Source organism: Bartonella sp. ML69XJBT (assembly GCF_028618515.1).
Taxonomy (GTDB): Bacteria; Pseudomonadota; Alphaproteobacteria; order Rhizobiales; family Rhizobiaceae; genus Bartonella.
Genome location: NZ_JAQITB010000003.1, coordinates 52,940 through 73,241, shown reverse-complemented (window position 1 = coordinate 73,241; position 20,302 = coordinate 52,940). Strand labels below are relative to the sequence as shown.

At 39.0% G+C, this 20,302-nt stretch carries 16 protein-coding genes; 10 read left to right on the top strand and 6 right to left on the bottom strand.

What is annotated here, in order from left to right; genetic code table 11:
- Positions 1-172 precede the first annotated feature (172 nt).
- Both pnp and PVV68_RS01690 read left to right on the top strand, forming a co-directional pair.
- Positions 173-2,374, top strand: a complete 2,202-nt coding sequence (pnp, locus tag PVV68_RS01695; RefSeq protein ID WP_273720036.1) for a polyribonucleotide nucleotidyltransferase — start codon at positions 173-175, stop codon at positions 2,372-2,374.
- 65 nt (positions 2,375-2,439) lie between these two features.
- Entirely contained in the window at positions 2,440-3,438 is a 999-nt protein-coding gene (locus tag PVV68_RS01690; protein WP_273720033.1) for a class I SAM-dependent methyltransferase, read from the top strand.
- A 19-nt stretch (positions 3,439-3,457) separates the two neighbouring features.
- Here the strand turns inward: PVV68_RS01690 and hslU are convergent, their stop codons facing one another.
- Together hslU and hslV are read right to left on the bottom strand one after the other, a co-directional pair.
- Positions 3,458-4,768 (bottom strand): ATP-dependent protease ATPase subunit HslU, encoded by a 1,311-nt coding sequence (gene hslU, locus PVV68_RS01685; RefSeq protein WP_273720031.1) that lies wholly within the window; start codon positions 4,766-4,768, stop codon positions 3,458-3,460.
- The gene (gene hslV / locus PVV68_RS01680; RefSeq protein ID WP_273720030.1) at positions 4,769-5,350 is read right to left on the bottom strand and encodes an ATP-dependent protease subunit HslV; all 582 of its coding nucleotides are present in this window, start codon (positions 5,348-5,350) and stop codon (positions 4,769-4,771) included. It lies immediately after the preceding gene.
- Positions 5,351-5,551: 201 nt separating this feature from the next.
- Here hslV and PVV68_RS01675 point away from each other — a divergent pair, with 201 nt between their 5' ends.
- From PVV68_RS01675 to PVV68_RS01660, 4 genes are all read left to right on the top strand, one after another.
- Positions 5,552-6,541 (top strand): asparaginase, encoded by a 990-nt coding sequence (locus PVV68_RS01675; protein ID WP_273720028.1) that lies wholly within the window; start codon positions 5,552-5,554, stop codon positions 6,539-6,541.
- 172 nt (positions 6,542-6,713) lie between these two features.
- Complete coding sequence (coaA, locus tag PVV68_RS01670; RefSeq protein ID WP_273720142.1) at positions 6,714-7,658, top strand: type I pantothenate kinase; 945 nt, start codon at positions 6,714-6,716, stop codon at positions 7,656-7,658.
- Between the two features lie 13 nt (positions 7,659-7,671).
- Positions 7,672-9,039 carry a M17 family metallopeptidase gene (locus PVV68_RS01665; protein ID WP_273720026.1) on the top strand — a complete coding sequence of 456 codons (1,368 nt, stop codon included), beginning with the start codon at positions 7,672-7,674 and terminating at the stop codon, positions 9,037-9,039.
- 160 nt (positions 9,040-9,199) lie between these two features.
- The gene (locus PVV68_RS01660; RefSeq protein ID WP_273720025.1) at positions 9,200-10,060 is read left to right on the top strand and encodes an NlpC/P60 family protein; all 861 of its coding nucleotides are present in this window, start codon (positions 9,200-9,202) and stop codon (positions 10,058-10,060) included.
- 710 nt (positions 10,061-10,770) lie between these two features.
- Here PVV68_RS01660 and mutT read toward each other — a convergent pair.
- From mutT to PVV68_RS01645, 3 genes are all read right to left on the bottom strand, one after another.
- Complete coding sequence (gene mutT, locus PVV68_RS01655) at positions 10,771-11,184, bottom strand: 8-oxo-dGTP diphosphatase MutT (RefSeq protein WP_273720023.1); 414 nt, start codon at positions 11,182-11,184, stop codon at positions 10,771-10,773.
- Between the two features lie 128 nt (positions 11,185-11,312).
- On the bottom strand, positions 11,313-12,545 hold the full coding sequence (argJ, locus tag PVV68_RS01650) for a bifunctional glutamate N-acetyltransferase/amino-acid acetyltransferase ArgJ (protein WP_273782592.1): 1,233 nt from the start codon (positions 12,543-12,545) through the stop codon (positions 11,313-11,315).
- A gap of 131 nt (positions 12,546-12,676) precedes the next feature.
- The gene (locus PVV68_RS01645; protein WP_273720019.1) at positions 12,677-13,630 is read right to left on the bottom strand and encodes a peptidylprolyl isomerase; all 954 of its coding nucleotides are present in this window, start codon (positions 13,628-13,630) and stop codon (positions 12,677-12,679) included.
- 417 nt (positions 13,631-14,047) lie between these two features.
- Here PVV68_RS01645 and secA point away from each other — a divergent pair, with 417 nt between their 5' ends.
- From secA to prmC, 4 genes are all read left to right on the top strand, one after another.
- Complete coding sequence (secA, locus tag PVV68_RS01640) at positions 14,048-16,765, top strand: preprotein translocase subunit SecA (RefSeq protein ID WP_273720018.1); 2,718 nt, start codon at positions 14,048-14,050, stop codon at positions 16,763-16,765.
- The gene (locus tag PVV68_RS01635; RefSeq protein ID WP_273720017.1) at positions 16,704-17,201 is read left to right on the top strand and encodes a Fur family transcriptional regulator; all 498 of its coding nucleotides are present in this window, start codon (positions 16,704-16,706) and stop codon (positions 17,199-17,201) included. The genes secA and PVV68_RS01635 overlap by 62 nt, the downstream gene beginning before the upstream one ends.
- Before the next feature lie 177 nt (positions 17,202-17,378).
- Positions 17,379-18,458 (top strand): peptide chain release factor 1, encoded by a 1,080-nt coding sequence (gene prfA / locus PVV68_RS01630; protein ID WP_273720015.1) that lies wholly within the window; start codon positions 17,379-17,381, stop codon positions 18,456-18,458.
- Positions 18,455-19,321 carry a peptide chain release factor N(5)-glutamine methyltransferase gene (gene prmC, locus PVV68_RS01625; RefSeq protein WP_273720014.1) on the top strand — a complete coding sequence of 289 codons (867 nt, stop codon included), beginning with the start codon at positions 18,455-18,457 and terminating at the stop codon, positions 19,319-19,321. Before prfA ends, prmC begins: the two co-directional genes overlap by 4 nt.
- Here prmC and nrdF read toward each other — a convergent pair.
- Positions 19,318-20,292, bottom strand: a complete 975-nt coding sequence (gene nrdF, locus PVV68_RS01620; protein ID WP_273720013.1) for a class 1b ribonucleoside-diphosphate reductase subunit beta — start codon at positions 20,290-20,292, stop codon at positions 19,318-19,320. The two genes, prmC and nrdF, sit on opposite strands and share 4 nt — an antisense overlap.
- Positions 20,293-20,302: the final 10 nt, after the last annotated feature.

Sequence of the window (20,302 nt, the reverse complement as noted above, 5' to 3'; positions counted from 1 at the left end):
AACCATCATGGGGCAGGATTGCTAGTTGCTTCGCGTTTAAATTGCGATTTATTTCTCTCTTCTCGCGAAAAAACAGAAGTGTCTTGTTGTCCTGCCCATAGCTTTAAATATGCTACGCAAAACCAGAATATAAACACTCAAAGATGTGAATACTGGTTATTAAGGATAAAAAATGTTCAAAACGCACAAGATAGAAATTGAATGGGCCGGTCGGCCACTCACCATTGAAACGGGAAAAATAGCGCGTCAAGCTGATGGTGCAGTAATTGCGACCTATGGAGAAACCATTGTCTTAGCAACCGTTGTATCGGCAACAAGTCCAAAACCAGACCAGGATTTTTTTCCACTCACAGTTAATTATCAAGAAAAATCCTATGCTGTTGGTAGAATACCTGGTGGTTATTTAAAACGTGAAAGTAGGCCAACAGAAAATGAAACTTTAATTTCACGTTTAATTGATCGTCCCATCCGTCCCCTCTTCGCTGACGGTTATAAAAATGACACACAAGTTATTGTTTCCGTTATACAGCATGATCTTGAAAATAATCCCGATATCCTTGCGATGATTGCATCTTCTGCTGCTTTAACTCTATCAGGTGTTCCTTTTATGGGGCCCATTGCTGGTGCCCGTGTTGGCTACTGTAATGGACAATATGTTCTCAATCCTCATATCGATGAAATGCCTGAATCAAAACTTGATCTTGTTGTTGCAGGAACAGAAAGTGCTGTGTTGATGGTTGAATCAGAAGCACAAGAATTGCCAGAAGATATCATGTTGGGTGCCGTTATGTTTGGGCACAAAGGTTTGCAACCTGTGATTGATGCCATCATAAAGCTTGCCGAAGTTGCCGCAAAAGATCCACGTGATTTCGTTCCTGAAGATCTCTCTGATCTTGAAAAAGCCATGCTGGAAATGGCTGAACAGGATATACGAAAGGCTTATACAATTACTGATAAACAAGAGCGCTATGCTGCCATTGATACACTGAAAACAGAAGTCATCAATAAATTTATGCCCGAAACAGAAGAGGACTGTAAATTTAATGCAGATCAAATTGCAACCGTTTTCAAACAGTTGCAAGCAAAAATTGTGCGTTGGAATATTCTTGATACGGGAAGACGTATTGATGGACGTGATCTTTCAACAGTACGTCCCATTCAGTCAGAAGTTAGTCTTTTACCACGGACACATGGATCCGCACTCTTTACCCGTGGCGAAACACAGGCAATGGTTGTTGCAACACTGGGAACTGGCGAAGATGAACAATATGTTGACTCTTTAACAGGTATGTATAAGGAAACATTTCTTCTTCATTACAATTTCCCACCATTTTCAGTAGGAGAAACAGGGCGTCTTGGCTCTCCTGGTCGCCGTGAAATTGGACATGGCAAATTGGCGTGGCGTGCACTTCATCCTATGTTGCCAACGAAGGAATCTTTCCCTTATACTATTCGTGCTGTCTCTGAAATTACTGAATCCAATGGATCATCTTCCATGGCAACAGTTTGTGGAACTTCGCTTGCCCTCATGGATGCCGGTGTTCCTCTAGCACGCCCCGTTGCCGGTATTGCCATGGGCTTGATTAAAGAAGGTGAACGCTTTGCTGTACTCTCTGATATTTTAGGAGATGAAGATCATCTTGGAGATATGGATTTTAAAGTAGCGGGAACAGAAAATGGTATTACTGCTTTGCAAATGGACATCAAAATTGATGGTATTACCGAAGAAATTATGAAAATTGCACTTGAACAAGCTAAAGGTGGACGAATCCATATCCTTCATGAAATGGGTAAAGCTTTAACCAGTGCACGTGCTGAACTTAGCGAATTCTCTCCGCGTATTGAAGTGATGAACATTGCCGTTGATAAAATTCGTGAGGTGATTGGCTCTGGCGGTAAGGTTATTCGAGAAATCGTTGAACAAACTGGAGCAAAAATCAATATTGAAGATGATGGAACAATCAAAATCGCTTCTGCCGATGCTAAAACTATTGAAGCAGCAAAGCGCTGGATCCATTCTATTGTTGATGAACCTGAAATTGGTGCTATCTACCAAGGAACAGTTGTAAAAACTGCCGATTTTGGTGCATTTGTAAATTTCTTTGGCTCTCGTGATGGACTCGTTCATATTTCTCAGCTCGCATCAGAACGCGTCACAAAAACAACAGATATTGTTAAAGAAGGTGATAAAGTTTGGGTGAAACTCATGGGCTTTGATGAGCGTGGTAAAGTTCGCTTATCAATGAAAATCGTTGATCAACAAACCGGTGAAGAAATTACAGCAGATCGTCCGGTAAAAGAAGAACAAGAAAAGTGCGTGGAAGAAAGAAATAAATCCGAGAACAAGCGTCGTCGTAAGAAAAAAGAAGAGTAATCTTTCCTCTTGTTATGAAATGCCATTTTCATATGAAAATGGCATTTTTGCCTTGAAAGACTGACATGTGTCACTGTTTTTTGCCTTTTGAGAACCATAATCTTCCTCTTCCCAGTCCAAACCAATCGTGGTTGGGTTTTGGTTTAGCTGAAATTCCCACTTCAGAATGGGTAAAAAACTTAAAAGTTATTACGCCTTGGCGACCAGATTTTTTAAAATTTGTCAATGCTCAGTTTGATTGTGCTCCTCAAATAGATAAGACTTTCACCTATGATGGTGCACTTTTACATTTGAGCAAATATCGTGGTTTTAACCAAAATTGTTTTCTTGATTTATTAGAATGTGTGAAACCTGGTGGATGGGTTATTATTGGTGGAAATAAAACTGCCGGTGCTCCTTCAATGATGAAGTGGGTCAAAACATTTATTCCCATCACCGATAAATTATCCAAAAACCATGGACTAGTCTTCTGGCTTCAAGTTCCACAACAAATAGATAGACAGAAGATTACACAATTGCGTTCACCACCGCTCACTTTTGAAAATAAATTTCAGACCACTTCTGGCATGTTCTCGCATGGTCGCATTGATCCTGGGTCTGCCGTGCTTGCTTCACATATGCATAAAATTACTGGAAAAACTGCAGATTTTGGTGCTGGCTGGGGTTTTCTTTCTCATGCTGCACTTGAAAAAAGCAAAAAACTAACAACTCTTGATCTCTATGAAGCCGATTACAATGCTTTGACAGCTGCAAAGCAGCATCTTAAACATATAACAACTTCTTGTCCGATTCATTTTTATTGGCATGATCTTGTCCATGAGCCTATCACTGATCTCTATGATACCATCATTTCAAATCCACCCTTTCATACGCAACAAACGACAGATGTCTCATTAGGGCAGCATTTTATTATAAATGCTGCAAAACATCTAAAGCCAGGTGGTAAGCTGCTTCTTGTTGCTAACCTCCACCTGCCTTATGAAATATTGCTAAAGGACATTTTTCACACAGTGCTCATAGATGAAAAAGCCCATGGTTTCAAAGTTATCGAAGCGCACCGATAGATGCAAATAAATGATAACTCTAAAGAATGAAACGCGAAAGATCGATATCAGCAGCAAGCTCACCTATCGATTTTCTGACATAAGCTGCATCAACTTTAAATGATGTTCCAGCTTTATCAGGTGCTGTAAAAGAAATCTCATCTAAAACACGCTCCATTACTGTTTGCAAACGACGTGCCCCTATATTTTCAATTCTTGCGTTTAAATCTACAGCAATATCTGCTAAAGCATCAATGGCATCATCGGTAATTTCTAAATGAACTTCTTCCGTTGCCATTAAAGCAATATATTGCTTAATGAGACTAGCCTCAGGTTCGGTGAGAATACGTCGCAAATCTTCTCTTGTGAGAGCATTCAATTCCACGCGAATGGGTAAACGCCCTTGAAGTTCTGGCAACAAATCAGATGGCTTGGAAACATGAAACGCACCTGAAGCAATAAATAAAATATGATCTGTTTTAATTTGACCATATTTTGTAGAAATTGTTGTTCCTTCAACCAAAGGCAAAAGATCCCGTTGAACGCCCTCACGGGAAACAGCGGCACTTGCTCCACCATCCCTCGTAGCAATTTTATCAATCTCATCAATAAAAACAATTCCATCATTTTCAGTAACACGAAGTGCTTCTTGAATGATTTGATCTTGATCAAGGAGCTTTTCAGATTCATCATCCATGAGGGGCTTAAAAGCATCCTTTACTGTTGTTTTGCGGACCTTCGTACGACTCCCCATTTTACCAAAAATATCTGACAAATTCATAATTCCCATTTGTGCACCAGGTATACCGGGAATTTCAAAGGTCGAAGCACTATTACTATTATTATCGGCTACTTCAATTTCAATCTCTTTCTCATCCAATTCACCTTCGCGCAATTTTTTGCGAAAACTATCACGTGTAGCGGGGCTTGCTGTCTTGCCAACGAGAGCATCTAAGACGCGCTCTTCAGCATTCATGTGAGCTTTTACTTTCACTTCCTCTCGTTTTTTTTCACGCACAAGAGAAATGGCAATCTCAACAAGGTCACGAATGATCTGCTCAACATCACGTCCCACATAACCAACTTCAGTAAATTTAGTCGCTTCTACTTTAACAAAAGGGGCTCCAGCAAGCTTTGCTAATCGACGCGCTATACCTGTTTTACCAACACCTGTTGGTCCGATCATCAAAATATTTTTGGGCATAACCTCTTCACGCATTGGGCCATCAAGCTGTTGTCTACGCCAACGATTACGCAATGCAATAGCAACAGAACGTTTGGCATCATTTTGGCCAATAATAAAACGATCAAGTTCAGAAACAGTCTCACGAGGGGAAAATACAACACACATTCAAATAGCTTTCTCTAAAGAAGATAATTCTGCATCCAATGTTTCAATTGTAAAATGATCATTGGTGTAAACACAAATTTTAGCGGCAATATCCATAGCTTTACGCGCAATAGTTTCGGCATCCAAATCCATATCCATGAGTGCCCGAGCAGCTGAAAGAGCAAAATTGCCTCCAGACCCAATTGCCATAACCCCGTCTTCTGGTTCTAAGACATCACCAAGCCCTGTTAAAGCTAAAGTTATTTTCTTATCAGCTACAAGCATCATTGCTTCAAGACGACGTAAATAACGATCTGTCCGCCAGTCTTTTGCAAGTTCTACACAGGCACGCATGAGCTGATCAGGATATTGTTCCAGCTTCGTTTCCAATCTTTCCAACAAAGTGAAAGCATCCGCTGTAGCCCCTGCAAAACCAGCTATAACCATTCCGCCTTTCCCAAGACGACGAACTTTGCGTGCATTGCCTTTCATAATCGTCTGCCCCAATGAAACCTGACCATCTCCGGCCATCACGACTTTGCCACCTTTTCGTATCGTAACAATAGTTGTACCATACATGATGTCTGGCTTATGTTCTGCCATAAGGAAACTCCTTAATATTGATTTCTTTCCATCAAATGTAAAATCTAATCATTATTGTCTCTATTTAAGAACATATATTGCAAAACACAATGATTTAGCACAATTCAATTTGTTAAAATAAAAAAATGAATGCATTGTTATCAATGTAAATTGTTGTTAAATAGTTCTCTTCAACAATCTACATCTTCTAAGGGAAAGATTATGAAGAAAATAGCCATAGGAACATTAGGGGGAACAATTGCAATGGCTGCTGACGATTCCGGCCAAATGCAACCAACTTTAACCTCAGATATCCTCATCAAAAGTGTTCCTGATTTAAATAAAGTTGCTCATGTTCATGCACAAACACTCACACAATTACCCAGTGGATCTTTATCTTTTAAAATTCTTTTTGAAATCATAGAGTGGGCAAAACAACAGATAAAGGCTGGCGCCGAAGGTATTATTTTAACCCAAGGTACCGACACATTAGAAGAAACAGCGTTTTTTCTTTCTCTTTATTGGGATAGAGCGGAACCGCTTGTCATTACTGGCGCTATGCGTCTACCTCATGAAGCAGGTGCTGATGGACCCGCTAATGTTTTAGCAGCAACGCGTGTCGCTACTCATCCACAAAGTCGCAATAGGGGTGTTCTCGTTGTCATCAATGATACCATTCATTCACCTTATTGGGTACAGAAAAGCCATACCGTAAAAATTGAAACATTTCAATCAGGTATGATAGGTATTTTAGGTACTATTTTGGAAGGAAAATTGATTTATTTTAATGATCGAAAGTTTTTCCCCACAACATTTGATCTTCCTCAAAATTACGATCACAAAGTTGCACTCCTTCACGCTTCTTTATCCTCTGATACACAGTTAATGAAATTCTGTCTTGAAAGTGGATATTATGCTGGACTTGTCATTGTTGGTTTTGGCTCTGGTCACTGTAGTTTTGAAGAAGCAGACATCGTGCGACAATATACACAAAAAATGCCCATCATTATTGCTAGCCGTACCTATACTGGCTCAACAACCCGAACAACTTATGGCTATAAAGGTTCAGAGGTCGATTTACTTGCTTCTGGCGCTCTTATGTCTGGGTATTTATCAGCAGTAAAAGCGCGTTTACTTTTATGGGCTTTTTTAGCACAAGGAAACTCCTTGGCACAAATTAAAGAACACTGGAATGACTGGACTATAAGCTAACGAAAGATTATTGATTTAAAAGAAAAAACATGCAGAAAAAAATTCATGTGAATACAAAACAGCTTGTTTCTTTATTTTTAAGCAGTTACTGCAGCAAAAAAGATCTCGACTTTATAAAATGATTGATACGATTCTCTCAAAAACTGATCAGGAAGATAACTTGGTCACATCAATCTCTGATCGATATTCGCCTTATCGTGTTTTTACTGCACAAGAATGGTCAGAATTTCGTGCGAATACACCACTCACCTTAACCTTTGATGAAATTAAACGGTTACGTTCCATTGATGATCCTATTGATCTTGAAGAAGTACAACGTATTTACCTTTCTTTATCGCGTCTGTTGTCATGCCATGTTGAAGCAGTACAGGAACTTTTTTATAAGCGTCAAAAATTTTTACACCAAGAAGGAACGAAGAAAACTCCTTTTATCATTGGGATTGCTGGCTCTGTTGCTGTAGGAAAATCAACCACCGCTCGTATTCTTCAGGAACTTTTGAAACGTTGGACATCCAGTCTTAAAGTGGATTTGATTACAACTGATGGTTTTCTCTATTCTAACGCTGTTTTACAGCAAAAAAACCGCATTCATCGTAAAGGATTTCCTGATTCCTATGATATTAAAAAATTGCTGAACTTCCTTTCTGCCATAAAGGCTGGTGTTGGTAATGTTAGCGCCCCACTTTATTCGCATATGATCTATGATGTTCTGGAAAATCAAACTATTACCATTGACCGTCCTGATATTTTAATTATTGAAGGTATTAATGTCCTGCAAGTCAGTGATCTTCCTAAAGATGGTAAAGTCATTCCTTTTGTTTCAGACTTTTTTGATTTTTCAATCTATGTAGATGCTGAAACAGAAGTCATTCGGCACTGGTACTTGGAACGTTTTAAACGTTTGCGTAAAACCGCTTTTCAAAATCCTGAATCCTATTTTCATCGTTATGCACTCCTGCATGAAAAAGAAGCTCTAAAAATTGCTGAAAATATTTGGCAAACGATTAATTTGAAAAATTTACAAGAAAATATACTGCCAACACGACCACGGTCTAACCTCATTCTACGCAAAGGAAAAAACCATTTGGTCGAATATGTCGCACTGCGACGACTATGAGGATTTTATAAATATGCCTTCACATCACATTCATTTTAGCCAAAAACGTTTGGATAAGAGTTGCCCCATATTCTTGGTAAGTCCTGAAAGTCTTACTGATTTGTCGCTTGATGCATCAACAACAGCATGGATGAAAGTTAACAATTTTACTGGGAAAGCAGGACAAATACTCTTCGTTCCGCATGAAACAGGACATTTAAAAAAAGTTTTCTTTGGACTTGGCAATGGTGATGAACCTTTTATCACAGGGCTTCTCGCTAAAAATCTTCCTGCTGGACATTGGCATTTAGAAGGCACAGCCTCCCACGAAATAAAGAGCTATCTTGGATTGGCATTTGGAAGTTATAAATTCAACCGCTATCGTCAACATTCTTCTTCTAAATCGTTGTCGATCTATGTCAATGATAGAGTTGATTTTGATGAGCTTCAACGAATTTATGAAACGGTCTTTTTTGTTCGTGATCTCATTAATATTCCAGCCAATGATATGAGTCCTGATAGCCTCGAGCAAGAAGTACGCCAATTGGGAAAAACTTATGGTGCTGATGTCCAAAGTATCTGTGGAGATGAACTCTTAACACATAATTTTCCTATGATTCACGCTGTAGGACGCGCCAGCAGTACTGCACCACGACTGATTGAGCTACGCTGGGGTCAAGAAAACCATCCTAAAATAACATTGGTTGGTAAAGGCGTAAGCTTCGATACTGGAGGACTCGATATTAAATCAGCCAATAACATGTTACTCATGAAAAAAGACATGGGGGGTGGAGCACATGTTTTGGGACTGGCTAAGCTTATCATGGATGCAAAATTACCCTTTCGTTTGCGTGTTTTGATTCCAGCTGTTGAAAATGCAATTTCTGCTCATGCTTACAGACCAGGTGATATCCTTCAAAGCCGTAAAGGCTTAACTGTTGAAATTGGCAATACAGATGCTGAGGGACGACTTATTCTTGCCGATGCACTTGCCTATGGTGATGAAGAAAGTCCACAATTCATGCTTTGTATGGCAACTTTAACAGGAGCAGCACGGATAGCATTAGGACCAGATCTTCCTGCATTTTATTGTAATGATGCAATATGGGCACAACAGATTTCTCAGTCTTCTCACTCTGTTTGTGATCCTCTTTGGCAAATGCCCCTTTGGAAACCTTACTTGGAAATGTTATCTTCACCAAATGCTGATCTGAATAACATAACTGGAAATAACTATGCCGGCTCTATAGTGGCTGCTTTATTTCTTAACTCTTTCGTTGAAAGAGCCGAACATTTTGCGCATTTTGATCTTTATGGGTGGGTTCCTAAAGAAAAACCAGGCTATCCTGTCGGTGGATCTGCACAAGTTATTCGTGCTCTTTATAATCTCTTTAAAAACTAAAAATTGACACAAAATATCCACAAAGATGGACAATTGTAAGGCTTTAGGAGTGGTTGCTTATCGTCTCTAATGATGCTCTGTGCTTTATTTAAAGATGAAAAGCTCTGCGCTTTTGCAGTTGTCATAAACTTATTTAAAGACAAAAATGAAAGAGAAGCGAATGATCTCTAAAGATCCAAGGTTACATGCATTCAGAGAAGATCTCGCTGACAAACGTCTTGAAACAGAAGTCACAGCGCAGCGCTTTGTGCAAGGTGAAAAAAAACGCGTTCATGTACCTGTTGCTGGACTGTTTAAAGAAAACAGTAAAAAAAGCGAAATGCAAACAGAATGCTTACTTGGAGAAGAGCTTCTTATCTTTGAACAAGGGGAAGCTATGTCGTGGGGACAATCCCTCAAAGATGGTTATGTTGGCTATATCGATACAACAGCACTTTGCACATCAACTGTAAAACAAACACACATTGTTTCAGTACCACGTACTTTTCAATATTTCCAAGCTGATTTGCGTGGATCAATGGAATATCCTTTATCCATGGGAAGTAAGGTAAGTGTTGTTAATGAAGTTGAAGTCCGTGATACTATGTATTCTATACTTGGAAACGGAAAAGCAATTATTAGCAATCATCTCAGTCCCATTGGCCGTGTATATAAAGATTATGTTGCCGTTGCTGAAATGTTCATCCGCACACCTTACCTTTGGGGTGGTGTCAGTGGTTTCGGACTTGATTGCTCAGGACTCATCCAGCTTTCTATGATTATGACCGGTCAAATGGTTTTACGCGATACTGATATGCAGCAAAAAACTATAGGTAGTCAACTTTCAGACAGTGATAAACTTCAACGAGGTGATTTGATCTTTTGGAAAGGTCATGCTGCCATTATGGTTGATCATGAGAATGTCATTCATGCAAATGGGTTTTCTATGGACGTGACAATTGAGCCACTAGAGGAAACAATTATGCGTATCGCTCAAACATATCAGAAATATCCCGTAGAAAAACGCCGTCTACAATACTAGGAAAGTAAGTGATACTTTTATAGATGAGCATAATTAACAAATATTTCTATTGCTGCATTTTTTCGTAGGTCGATTTAAATGCCTTAAAAATAATAAGGTGGATAGAAGAAAGTTATTGATTCTATGGGCTACAAACATTTTTTTAAACTTATTGATATCAAAGAGAATTCATAACTCGATTTTTCTTAAAACTCACATTTAGTAGGAAGCTTTTATCAACACTCATAAATTTTTCGCGGATTGTGTAACTCACTAGCCAATTTAGTAAATAGCTTGCATTAAAGTCTGTATATTACAGGTGATCTATGCATAAAGGTGAAAATTATTATTAGGAACAGGCACTCTTGTGAAAGAGGTTTTGGAGTGTTAAGCTTTTTTTACAAGAATGTGAATGTGTAACACAATAGCCCTCTGTATTACATGAGGGACATACCTCTATTAAAAGACCATGAGAAACAAAAGCGTGAGGCATTGCGCACTCTCCATTGTTTTTAAATGTTGCTGTGGATATTTTTGAATGTCCCAACGTCGAATGTAAAAGACAGGGTAAAGCTACGACATATTGGCGATAAAGAAATTGGTTGCGCCAAAAGAACAATTTCTCATAAAACTTACAAAGTTTCCTCTTTAAAAGAGGCTTTTCTAACATTAAGGACTTATGGAAAGAAGTATTTTTTACTTGTAAAGGGCATTGTCTTTTCAAAAACTTATTAAAGAAGAAATTTTTTCAACCGTTGAACCAATGGTTTATCAGCATCAGGCATAGGATATTCATCAAGATCGCCAATAAAAACCCATTTTAAATCTTGCCCTTCTCGTCCCCTAGCAACACCTTCATAATGGTAACAAAGATACAATGGCATTAGGAGATGAAATGTCTCATAGCTATGGCTTGCAAATGTTAAGGGTCGTAAATTACCTGCTTGAACATGAATACCAAGCTCTTCTTCTAACTCGCGAATCAATGATGCCTCTGGAGTTTCGCCTTTCTCAACCTTTCCTCCAGGAAATTCCCATAAACCAGCTAGTGATTTTCCTTGAGGACGTTCTGTAAGCAAAACACGATTATCTTGGTCTAATAATGCACATGCAACAACAAGAAGAAGTGAACTTTTTATATGCATACCACTCTCCAAAAGGGATAAAGATAACCATTTCTTTCGTATTACCCCTTGCTCTAAAATGAAAAGTTAAAATACTCATATTCTTCAAAAATATACAGATATCCGCTGTCAAATTTATGATGTATCTGTTAACTTCTGTAATCACCATTGATCATAACGTATTCCTTCGTTAAATCGCAAGACCAAACTGTCGCTTTGCCAATGCCCAAACCAATATCAACACGAATTGTGATGTGTTTTCCTCGCATATAAGCAGCTATTTTTTCTTCACAATATTCAGGATCTCGTTCACCATTGATCGCCAAACGATGTTCACCAAACCAAATTGTCAATAGATCACGGTCTACTTCAACACCTGCTTTGCCAACTGCCATAACCACGCGCCCCCAGTTCGCATCTTCACCAGCAATAGCCGTTTTTACAAGGGGCGAATTTGCAATTGATCGGGCAATAGTCTTCGCAGCATTGTCTGTTGTAGCACCAATCACATTCACTTCAATTAAATGACGCGCCCCTTCTCCATCACAAACAACTTGTAAGGCAAGCTCATGTAAAAGCGCATTCAAGTACTTTGAGAATACCCCATAACGCGGATCAGATCTCTGTGTAAGGGGAGGAAAGTTTTCTTTTCCTATCGCAAACATCATGAGTGTATCTGATGTTGAAGTATCGCTATCGACAGTAATCGAATTGAAAGACCCCTGAACCGCTTCTGATAACAAGGCTTGAAGTATATCCGAAGAAATTCCCGCATCAATTATGACAAAAGAGAGCATCGTTGCCATATCTGGTGCAATCATACCAGCACCTTTTGCTATTCCATTAATGGTAACAGTCTCTCCCCCACAATCAAATCTGCGCGTAGCAAGTTTTGGAAATGTATCCGTCGTCATAATAGCTTTTGCAGCCTCTAACCAATTCCCTTCTTTTGCCGTCTCCAGCATATTTGGTAAAAGACTCACAACAGCCGATGCATCCATTGGCTCACCAATAACACCTGTAGAAGCTATAAAAATTTCATTTTCTCTCACCTTCAAAGTATTTGCTGCAGCACACATAATTTCATTGGTTGTGTGTCTTCCTTTGCGTCCTGTAAAAGCATTCGCATTCCCAGAATTAACAACCACACCCCTTGCAACGCCGTGAGGAAGCGATGCGCGGCAATGCTCCACAGGAGCAGAAGGGCATTTTGAGCGGGTAAAAACACCAGCTACACTTGCCGGCTTATCGAATATGATGAAAAGAAGATCTGTACGACCTTTATATTTAATCCCAGCTTCAGCTGTTGCTATCCGCACACCAGATAATGGCGGAAGCTCCGGTATATTTTGCGGAGACAAAGGAGATATTTTCAAAGCCACTCTATGCTTTCCATAAAAATAGATAAAATGATTGTAGATAAGTAGTCTCTACATAAATAACTGCTTAGCTTTTTGAACAAAACTAATCACTCAAATCACCAGCAAAAATACTCTCTACCTCTTCTTCATTATTATTCCGTATCTTCTTCATCGGCTGTTTCATCCGGAAGTACTGTTCCATTCTGATTAATCGATTGCATAAGCTTTGTCACATTGGGATCAGGATATTGCACATCCATTTTGTTGCGCAAATCAACAATCAGCTTTTGGTAGCGCTCTCTTATCAGCTGTGTACGCAACATCTCTTTAACATCATCAAATGCAGGAGATTGTTTCAAACGACGATCTTCTACCTTAATAACATGCCAACCAAAAGGACTTTCAACAGGATTTTTGGTGTATTCACCAACTTTTAAGCCAAACGCAGCGTCTTCGAAAGGTTTGACCATTTGACCATGGCTAAAATAACCAAGATCACCCCCTACAGCCGCAGAACCATCTGTTGAAGTCTTTTTTGCAATCTCTTCAAAATTTTCCCCTTTATTTAAACGCTTAACGATAGCTTCTGCTTCTTTTTTCGTTTTGACCAAAATATGACGCGCCTTTACTTCATCCTCTTTAGGCAAAGCAGCAATTTCCTTTTTGTAAAGAGTTTCTAAATCGGTATCAGAAATCTGATCAACAATTGTCTGTTTAAAATAAAGCTGCTGAAGAACATTATCACGCATAACCGCCATACGTTTATCATAAGCTTCACTCTTATCGATGCCCTTGTCCCTTGCTGCTTTCGCAAGTGCCTGCATATCCAAATAAGCTTTTAAAACCATTATACGGCGTTGTTCATCAGGAAAACGTACTAAACTAGGATTTATTTCAAGCGCTAAATCATCTAATTGTCCTGCAGTAATATCCTTCCCATCAATAACCGCCATCACATGAGAAGAAGGAACTGCCTTTTCTGAAGCTTTCTCCAAAGTCTTTAAATCATCTGATGGTGAATTCAAACTTTCTTGGGCTATCACCCCTACACTCGTACTTGTCAATACAGCTGATGCCAAAAATAGCGTGATAAAGTTGAATTTCATAAATATACTCCTTAAAAATGAAGGCAGGTTCAAAATTCTCATTTTATTTGAATGTAGCATTTTAATCTCTAAACAAAGATAAATAAATCAGTAATTTTATTTAAAAAAGCATAAACTTGTCCTTTTATATTAGTTTATACCACCCTATCTCATGCTCATAGAAAACATAATAATATAGAAAATGACATATTATATCGTAAATTACTTGGTATTGTCTCAACTAAAAAGCACTCCTAAAGTTGACACGATGCACTTCGCCTCTTATCTCTATTTTACAATCAAATGAAAAATTGCACACCCACAAGTATAATGGTACCACTTGCATCCAGTTATGAAACACTTTTGGGATTGTAGAATATGGGGATAACATATGCATTACCCAATCATAATGGTAACAATTAAAAGAAAGGACCAGAGATGGTCGGTTTAGGTGTTTTTGCACGCAAATTTTTTGGTTCAGCTCAAGAGCGACGTCTCAAAGCTCTTCGCCAAAAAGTTATAAAAATTAATGAGTTAGAAGAACAATTCGTGAAATTAAGCGATGCGCAACTCTGTCAAAAAACTGACGAGTTTCGTAAACGTCTCGCTACAGGTGAAACCGTTGATTTGCTCCTACCAGAAGCTTTTGCAACTGTCCGTGAAGCAGCAAAGCGTGTTTATGATATGCGTCCTTTTGATGTACAGCTTATTGGTGGAATGGTCCTTCATGACTGTGGTATTGCTGAAATGCGCACTGGTGAAGGTAAAACATTAATGGCAACTTTGCCAATTTACCTCAATGCATTGGAAGGGAAAGGCGTTCATGTCGTAACAGTCAACGATTATCTTGCTAACCGTGATGCTGAAACAATGGGAAAAATCTTCGGTTTTCTAGGGCTAACAACAGGCGTGATTCTCCATGACCTTGATAGTGAGTCCCGTAGAGCAGCCTATGCATGCGATATCACCTATGCAACAAATAATGAATTGGGCTTTGATTACTTGCGCGATAATATGGCTTTTGATTGTAGTCAAATGGTCCAACGTGGACATCATTATGCCATTGTTGATGAAGTTGATTCGATTCTCATTGACGAAGCACGCACTCCTCTTATCATTTCTGGTCCTCTAGAAGATCGTACTGATTTCTATAACCTTATTGATACATTTATTCCCGCTTTAACTCCAGAAGACTATGAAATAGACGAAAAACAAAAAACAACAACCTTTACTGAAGTTGGTACTGAAAAAATTGAAAAAATGCTCGAACAAGCTGGATATCTTAAAGGTGAAAGCCTTTATGATATAGAAAATGTTGCTATCGTCCATCATGTCAATAACGCCCTTAAAGCCCATAAATTGTTTGTCCGTGATAAGGATTACATTGTACGCAATGATGAAATTGTTATCATTGATGAATTTACAGGTCGTATGATGCCAGGACGGCGTTATTCTGAAGGCCTCCATCAAGCCTTAGAAGCTAAAGAGCATGTTGCTATTCAACCAGAAAATCAAACACTTGCTTCCATTACTTTCCAAAATTATTTCCGTATGTATAGAAAACTTTCTGGAATGACTGGAACAGCCAAAACAGAGGCTGAAGAATTCAGTAATATTTATGGCCTTGAGGTTGTAGAAGTCCCCACAAACTTGCCCATACAGCGTGTTGATGAGGATGATGAGATCTACCGAACAGCAGAAGAGAAATATCGTGCTATTGTCCGTGATATCCGTCAAGCGCATGAAAAAGGACAACCTATTCTTGTTGGAACAACGTCTATTGAAAAGTCAGAACAATTAGCAGAACGTTTACGAAAAGAAGGCATTACCGATTTTAGAGTCTTAAATGCCCGCTATCATGAGCAAGAAGCGTATATTATTGCACAAGCAGGCGTTCCTGGAGCTCTCACCATCGCAACAAACATGGCGGGTCGTGGTACTGACATACAGCTTGGAGGAAATGTTGAGATGCGTATCCGACAAGAATTACAGGATATGCCAGATGGAACAGAACGGACTGCTAAAATTGAAGAAATAAAAAAAGATGTCAAACAGCTTAAAGAACAAGCGTTAGCCGCTGGTGGTCTTTACGTTATCGCTACTGAACGCCATGAGAGTCGTCGTATTGATAACCAGCTGCGTGGACGTTCTGGTCGCCAAGGTGATCCTGGGCGCTCAAAATTCTTTCTTTCTCTCCAAGATGATCTCATGCGTATCTTCGGTTCTAACCGTATGGATAGTATGCTGCAAAAGCTTGGATTAAAAGAAAATGAAGCGATTACCCATCCGTGGATTAATAAAGCCCTCGAAAAGGCGCAAAAAAAAGTCGAAGCACGAAACTTTGAAATTCGTAAAAACTTGTTAAAATATGACGATGTCATGAATGATCAACGCAAGGTTATTTTTGAACAGCGTATGGAAGTCATGAATGCAGATGATTTGACAGACATGATCCTTGAAATGCGTAATGAAGTGGTTGAAGATCTCGTAGAAGCTTATATCCCATCTGGAACATATTCTGAAAAGTGGAATGTGAAAGCTCTACAAGAGGAAATTCACCAACTCTTCAATCTTGAGCTTCCAATCGAGATATGGGCAAAAGAAGATGGAATTGCCGAAGAACAAATTTTAGAACGCGTATCAAATGCTGTTACAAATCTTGAAAATGAACGTACTGAACGCTATACTCCAGAGGTCATGGCTTATTTTCATAAAGCAATATTACTTGAAACCATTGACACGTTATGGCGTGAGCATTTGGTAAGTTTAGATCATCTGCGTTCTGTTGTTGGCTTTCGTGGTTATGCCCAACGGGATCCACTCAATGAATATAAGACTGAGTCCTTTGAACTTTTTCAGAGCATGCTGAAAAGTTTACGCAGAATCGTGACTTCTAAACTCATGCGTTTTGAAATTATTCAGCAACCCACAGAGCCACTCATGCCTGTACAAACGGATGTCGATCACTTTGTTCCAAATGATCAAGAGGAAGGAAAAACTTCCACTCTGTGGGCACGAACACAAGAAAATAGAATTGTTAACCCGAAAGACCGTGATCCCAACGACGTTACCACATGGGGCAAGGTGGGACGTAATGAACGTTGTCCTTGTGGTTCAGAAAAAAAATACAAACATTGTCATGGTGCCTTCGTTTAAAAAAACAATGAAGAAGATGAAGAAAAAGCGAAATTATGAGAAGGAATTACGTGCTGCTGGTCTAAGAGTAACACGTCAAAGGCGCATTATTCTTGATATTTTGGCTGAAACAAACGACCATCCAAATGCGTTTGAAATTTTTCAGCGTGCTCACAAAATAGATTCGAGTATTTCGCTTTCAACCGTTTATAGAACAATGAAAACATTAGAAGGGAATGGAACAATTCATCGTCATAGCTTTAGTGGTGGCCCTTCTCGTTTTGAGCAAGCAGATGGCCAACATCATGATCATCTCATTGATGTGGAAACAGGGCAAGTTATCGAATTTCATTCTGATATCATTGAAAAGTTGCAAGAAGAAATTGCTAAATCCCTTGGCTATAATATTATTCATCATCGCCTTGAACTTTATGGGAAAAAAACAACTCTTGAGTAGCTCATCTCGCATGTATCATCAAAAACACGCTTTATGAAAAGCAGATTTTCTACAAGTTTACTCGAAAAATCTATAGTTTTCATTGGCAAGAGAGTTTTTCTGCTTTATTAGCCTCTTTATCTGATTGCTATAAGGCAACCAATTGCTCGTATTACAACAAAATAGGCTAATATTGTCATGGTTTCTTTGCCAAAAGATCGTATGAGACAGCTTGAAAAGCGCTTCGAAATAATTGAAAGCCAAATGGCAAAAAACCCAGATGCTGAAACTTATGTGAAATTAGCTTCTGAGTATGCAGAACTACAGCCAATTGTTTCTTCTATACGAACACTCAGTGCTCTTTATAGAGAAATTACGGATCTCGAGACACTTATCAGTGATAAACTCACAGATACAGAGATGCGTCATCTTGCCCAAGAAGAATTACCATTGTTATGTCAGAAAATAGAACAACTTGAGCAAGAACTCCAGATTCTTCTTTTACCTAAAGACGTTGCTGATGAAAAAAGTGCCATTGTTGAAATTCGCGCAGGAACAGGCGGTTTAGAAGCAGCACTTTTTGCAGGAGATCTTTTCCGTATGTATGAGCGTTATGCCGCTTCCCATAACTGGAAAGTTGAAGTTGTTTCACTTAATGAGGGAGAAGTTGGTGGATATAAAGAAATTATTGCCAGTATTTCAGGGAAAGGCGTTTTTTCTAAACTGAAATTTGAATCAGGCGTTCATCGTGTACAACGCATCCCTGAAACAGAAACCGGTGGACGTATCCATACATCTGCTGCTACCGTTGCTGTCCTTCCAGAGGCTGAAGAAATTGATATTGAAATTCGTCCTGAAGATATCCGCATTGACACCATGCGTGCCTCTGGAGCAGGAGGACAGCATGTCAATACAACGGACTCAGCTGTTCGTATCACGCATATTCCAACAGGGATTATGGTTGTGCAAGCAGAAAAATCACAACACCAAAACCGTGCACGGGCGCTGCAAATTTTACGTGCACGTTTATTTGATATCAAACGACAAAAAGCGGAAAATGAACGTTCCGCTTCCCGTAAAAATCAGGTTGGCTCTGGTGATCGCTCAGAACGTATTCGTACCTATAATTTTCCACAAGGACGTATCACTGATCACCGTATTAATCTCACTCTCTATAAGCTTGACCGCATTCTAGAAGGAGAGCTTGATGAGATCATTCACGCACTCATATCCGATCATCAGACAGCCCTCCTTATGGAAATGGATGATCATGGATGAACGCGCATACTCTCAACAATGTTATCCGACAAACTCAAGAAAAATTGCGTACTCAGGGAGTTTCTGAAGCCAATCTTGAGGCAAAAATACTTGTTGAATGGATCACAAATACAAATGCAGCGGATAGAATTCTTCAACCAAATTTCTGCCTATCTTTTGAACAAATTGCACAATTAGAAAGCGCCATTCAACGACGTATTGCTGGCGAACCTGTCTACCGTATTATAGGCGTGAGAGAATTTTATGGTATATCTTTCGCACTCTCTCAAGAAACATTAGAACCTCGTCCTGATACAGAGACATTGGTAGATCTTGTTTTACCATTCCTCAAAAAACAGAGTGAAAAATCAGAAAAAATAACACTGCTGGATATGGGAACAGGAAGCGGTGCTATTGCTATTGCAATTCTTAAACAAGTTCCTCAATCTTATGCAGTGGCTGTTGATATTTCTGAAAATGCCCTCAAAACAGCGACAAAAAATGCAAAGAATGCAAATGTTATCAATCGTTTTACACCCCTTCTTAGTGATTGGTTTGATTCTGTTACAGGTCAATTTGATCTTATTATTTCCAATCCACCCTATATTCCAGAAAAAGATATCCAAAATCTTGCAAAAGAAGTGCGGCTCTATGATCCATTGCGTGCACTGATCGGTGGAAAAGATGGTCTTACTTTTTATCGAAAGCTTTCTGATAAAGCCGCAAACTACTTAAAAGCAGAAGGTTATGTTGCTGTCGAAATCGGCTGCTTTCAAGAAAAAGAAGTTTGCGACTTATTTGAAAAAAATGGCTTTAAGTGCTTAGAAATACGCAAAGACTTAAGTGGTATCCCCCGCGCCCTTCTCTTTGTATACAACTCTTAAAATTCCCAATCATCATCTGTCGTTGCAACTGCCTTGCCAATGACATACGAGGAACCTGCTCCTGAAAAAAAGTCATGATTTTCATCAGAGTTTGGTGATAAAGCAGCCAAAATAGCTGGATTAACACGGCAAACTTCAGGTGGAAAAAGAGCTTCAAAACCCAGATTCATTAAGGCTTTGTTGGCATTATAATGAAGAAAAATTTTCACATCTTCTGTCAATCCAAGTGCGTCATAAAGATCTTCAGTATATTTGCATTCAATATTATAAAGATCAAAGAGTAAGTTAAAAGCAAAGTCTTTAATTTCTTGCTTTTTGTCCTCATCAAGTTTTGCAAACCCTAATTGAAATTTATAGCCTATATAGTAACCATGGACAGCTTCATCACGAATGATAAGCCGAATAAGATCAGCTGTATTTGTTAATTTAGCACGGCTGGCCCAATACATAGGCAAATAAAAACCAGAATAGAATAAAAAGCTTTCTAGTAGAGTCGAAGCAATTTTCTTCTTTAGCGGATCATTGCCTTCATAACGTTCAAGCACTAATCTGGCTTTTTTTTGTAAATGAATATTTTCCTCTGACCATCTAAACGCATCATCAACTTCTACCGTCGAACAAAGGGTTGAAAAAATAGAAGAATAAGAACGCGCATGAACCGCTTCCATGAAGGCAATATTTGTCAATACTGCCTCCTCATGCTCTGTTATTGCATCAGCGAGCAATGCAATGGCTCCTACGGTATTTTGAATCGTATCTAGAAGAGTTAATCCGGTAAAAACACGAATTGTGAGCTTGCGTTCTTCCTCCGTCAAACTTGACCATGAAGGAATATCATTAGAAAGCGGAACCTTTTCAGGCAACCAAAAATTTCCAGTTAAGCGGTTCCATACTTCAAGATCTTTCTCATCATGCAATCTATTCCAATTGACAGCGCAAACAACAGGATTTTGGGTTGTAATCTTTGTCATATGATTATCT

Bases quoted from the DNA above. Each gene is read 5' to 3' on its own strand.
- mutT (WP_273720023.1), bottom strand. From the start codon at position 11,184: ATGCATATAAAAAGTTCACTTCTTCTTGTTGTTGCATGTGCATTATTA.
- prmC (WP_273720014.1), top strand. From the start codon at position 18,455: ATGAACGCGCATACTCTCAACAATGTTATCCGACAAACTCAAGAAAAA.
- hslU (WP_273720031.1), bottom strand. From the start codon at position 4,768: ATGTGTGTTGTATTTTCCCCTCGTGAGACTGTTTCTGAACTTGATCGT.
- pnp (WP_273720036.1), top strand. From the start codon at position 173: ATGTTCAAAACGCACAAGATAGAAATTGAATGGGCCGGTCGGCCACTC.
- PVV68_RS01660 (WP_273720025.1), top strand. From the start codon at position 9,200: ATGATCTCTAAAGATCCAAGGTTACATGCATTCAGAGAAGATCTCGCT.
- PVV68_RS01675 (WP_273720028.1), top strand. From the start codon at position 5,552: ATGAAGAAAATAGCCATAGGAACATTAGGGGGAACAATTGCAATGGCT.
- PVV68_RS01690 (WP_273720033.1), top strand. From the start codon at position 2,440: ATGTGTCACTGTTTTTTGCCTTTTGAGAACCATAATCTTCCTCTTCCC.
- PVV68_RS01665 (WP_273720026.1), top strand. From the start codon at position 7,672: ATGCCTTCACATCACATTCATTTTAGCCAAAAACGTTTGGATAAGAGT.
- nrdF (WP_273720013.1), bottom strand. From the start codon at position 20,292: ATGACAAAGATTACAACCCAAAATCCTGTTGTTTGCGCTGTCAATTGG.
- secA (WP_273720018.1), top strand. From the start codon at position 14,048: ATGGTCGGTTTAGGTGTTTTTGCACGCAAATTTTTTGGTTCAGCTCAA.
- prfA (WP_273720015.1), top strand. From the start codon at position 17,379: ATGGTTTCTTTGCCAAAAGATCGTATGAGACAGCTTGAAAAGCGCTTC.
- hslV (WP_273720030.1), bottom strand. From the start codon at position 5,350: ATGGCAGAACATAAGCCAGACATCATGTATGGTACAACTATTGTTACG.
- PVV68_RS01635 (WP_273720017.1), top strand. From the start codon at position 16,704: ATGAACGTTGTCCTTGTGGTTCAGAAAAAAAATACAAACATTGTCATG.
- PVV68_RS01645 (WP_273720019.1), bottom strand. From the start codon at position 13,630: ATGAAATTCAACTTTATCACGCTATTTTTGGCATCAGCTGTATTGACA.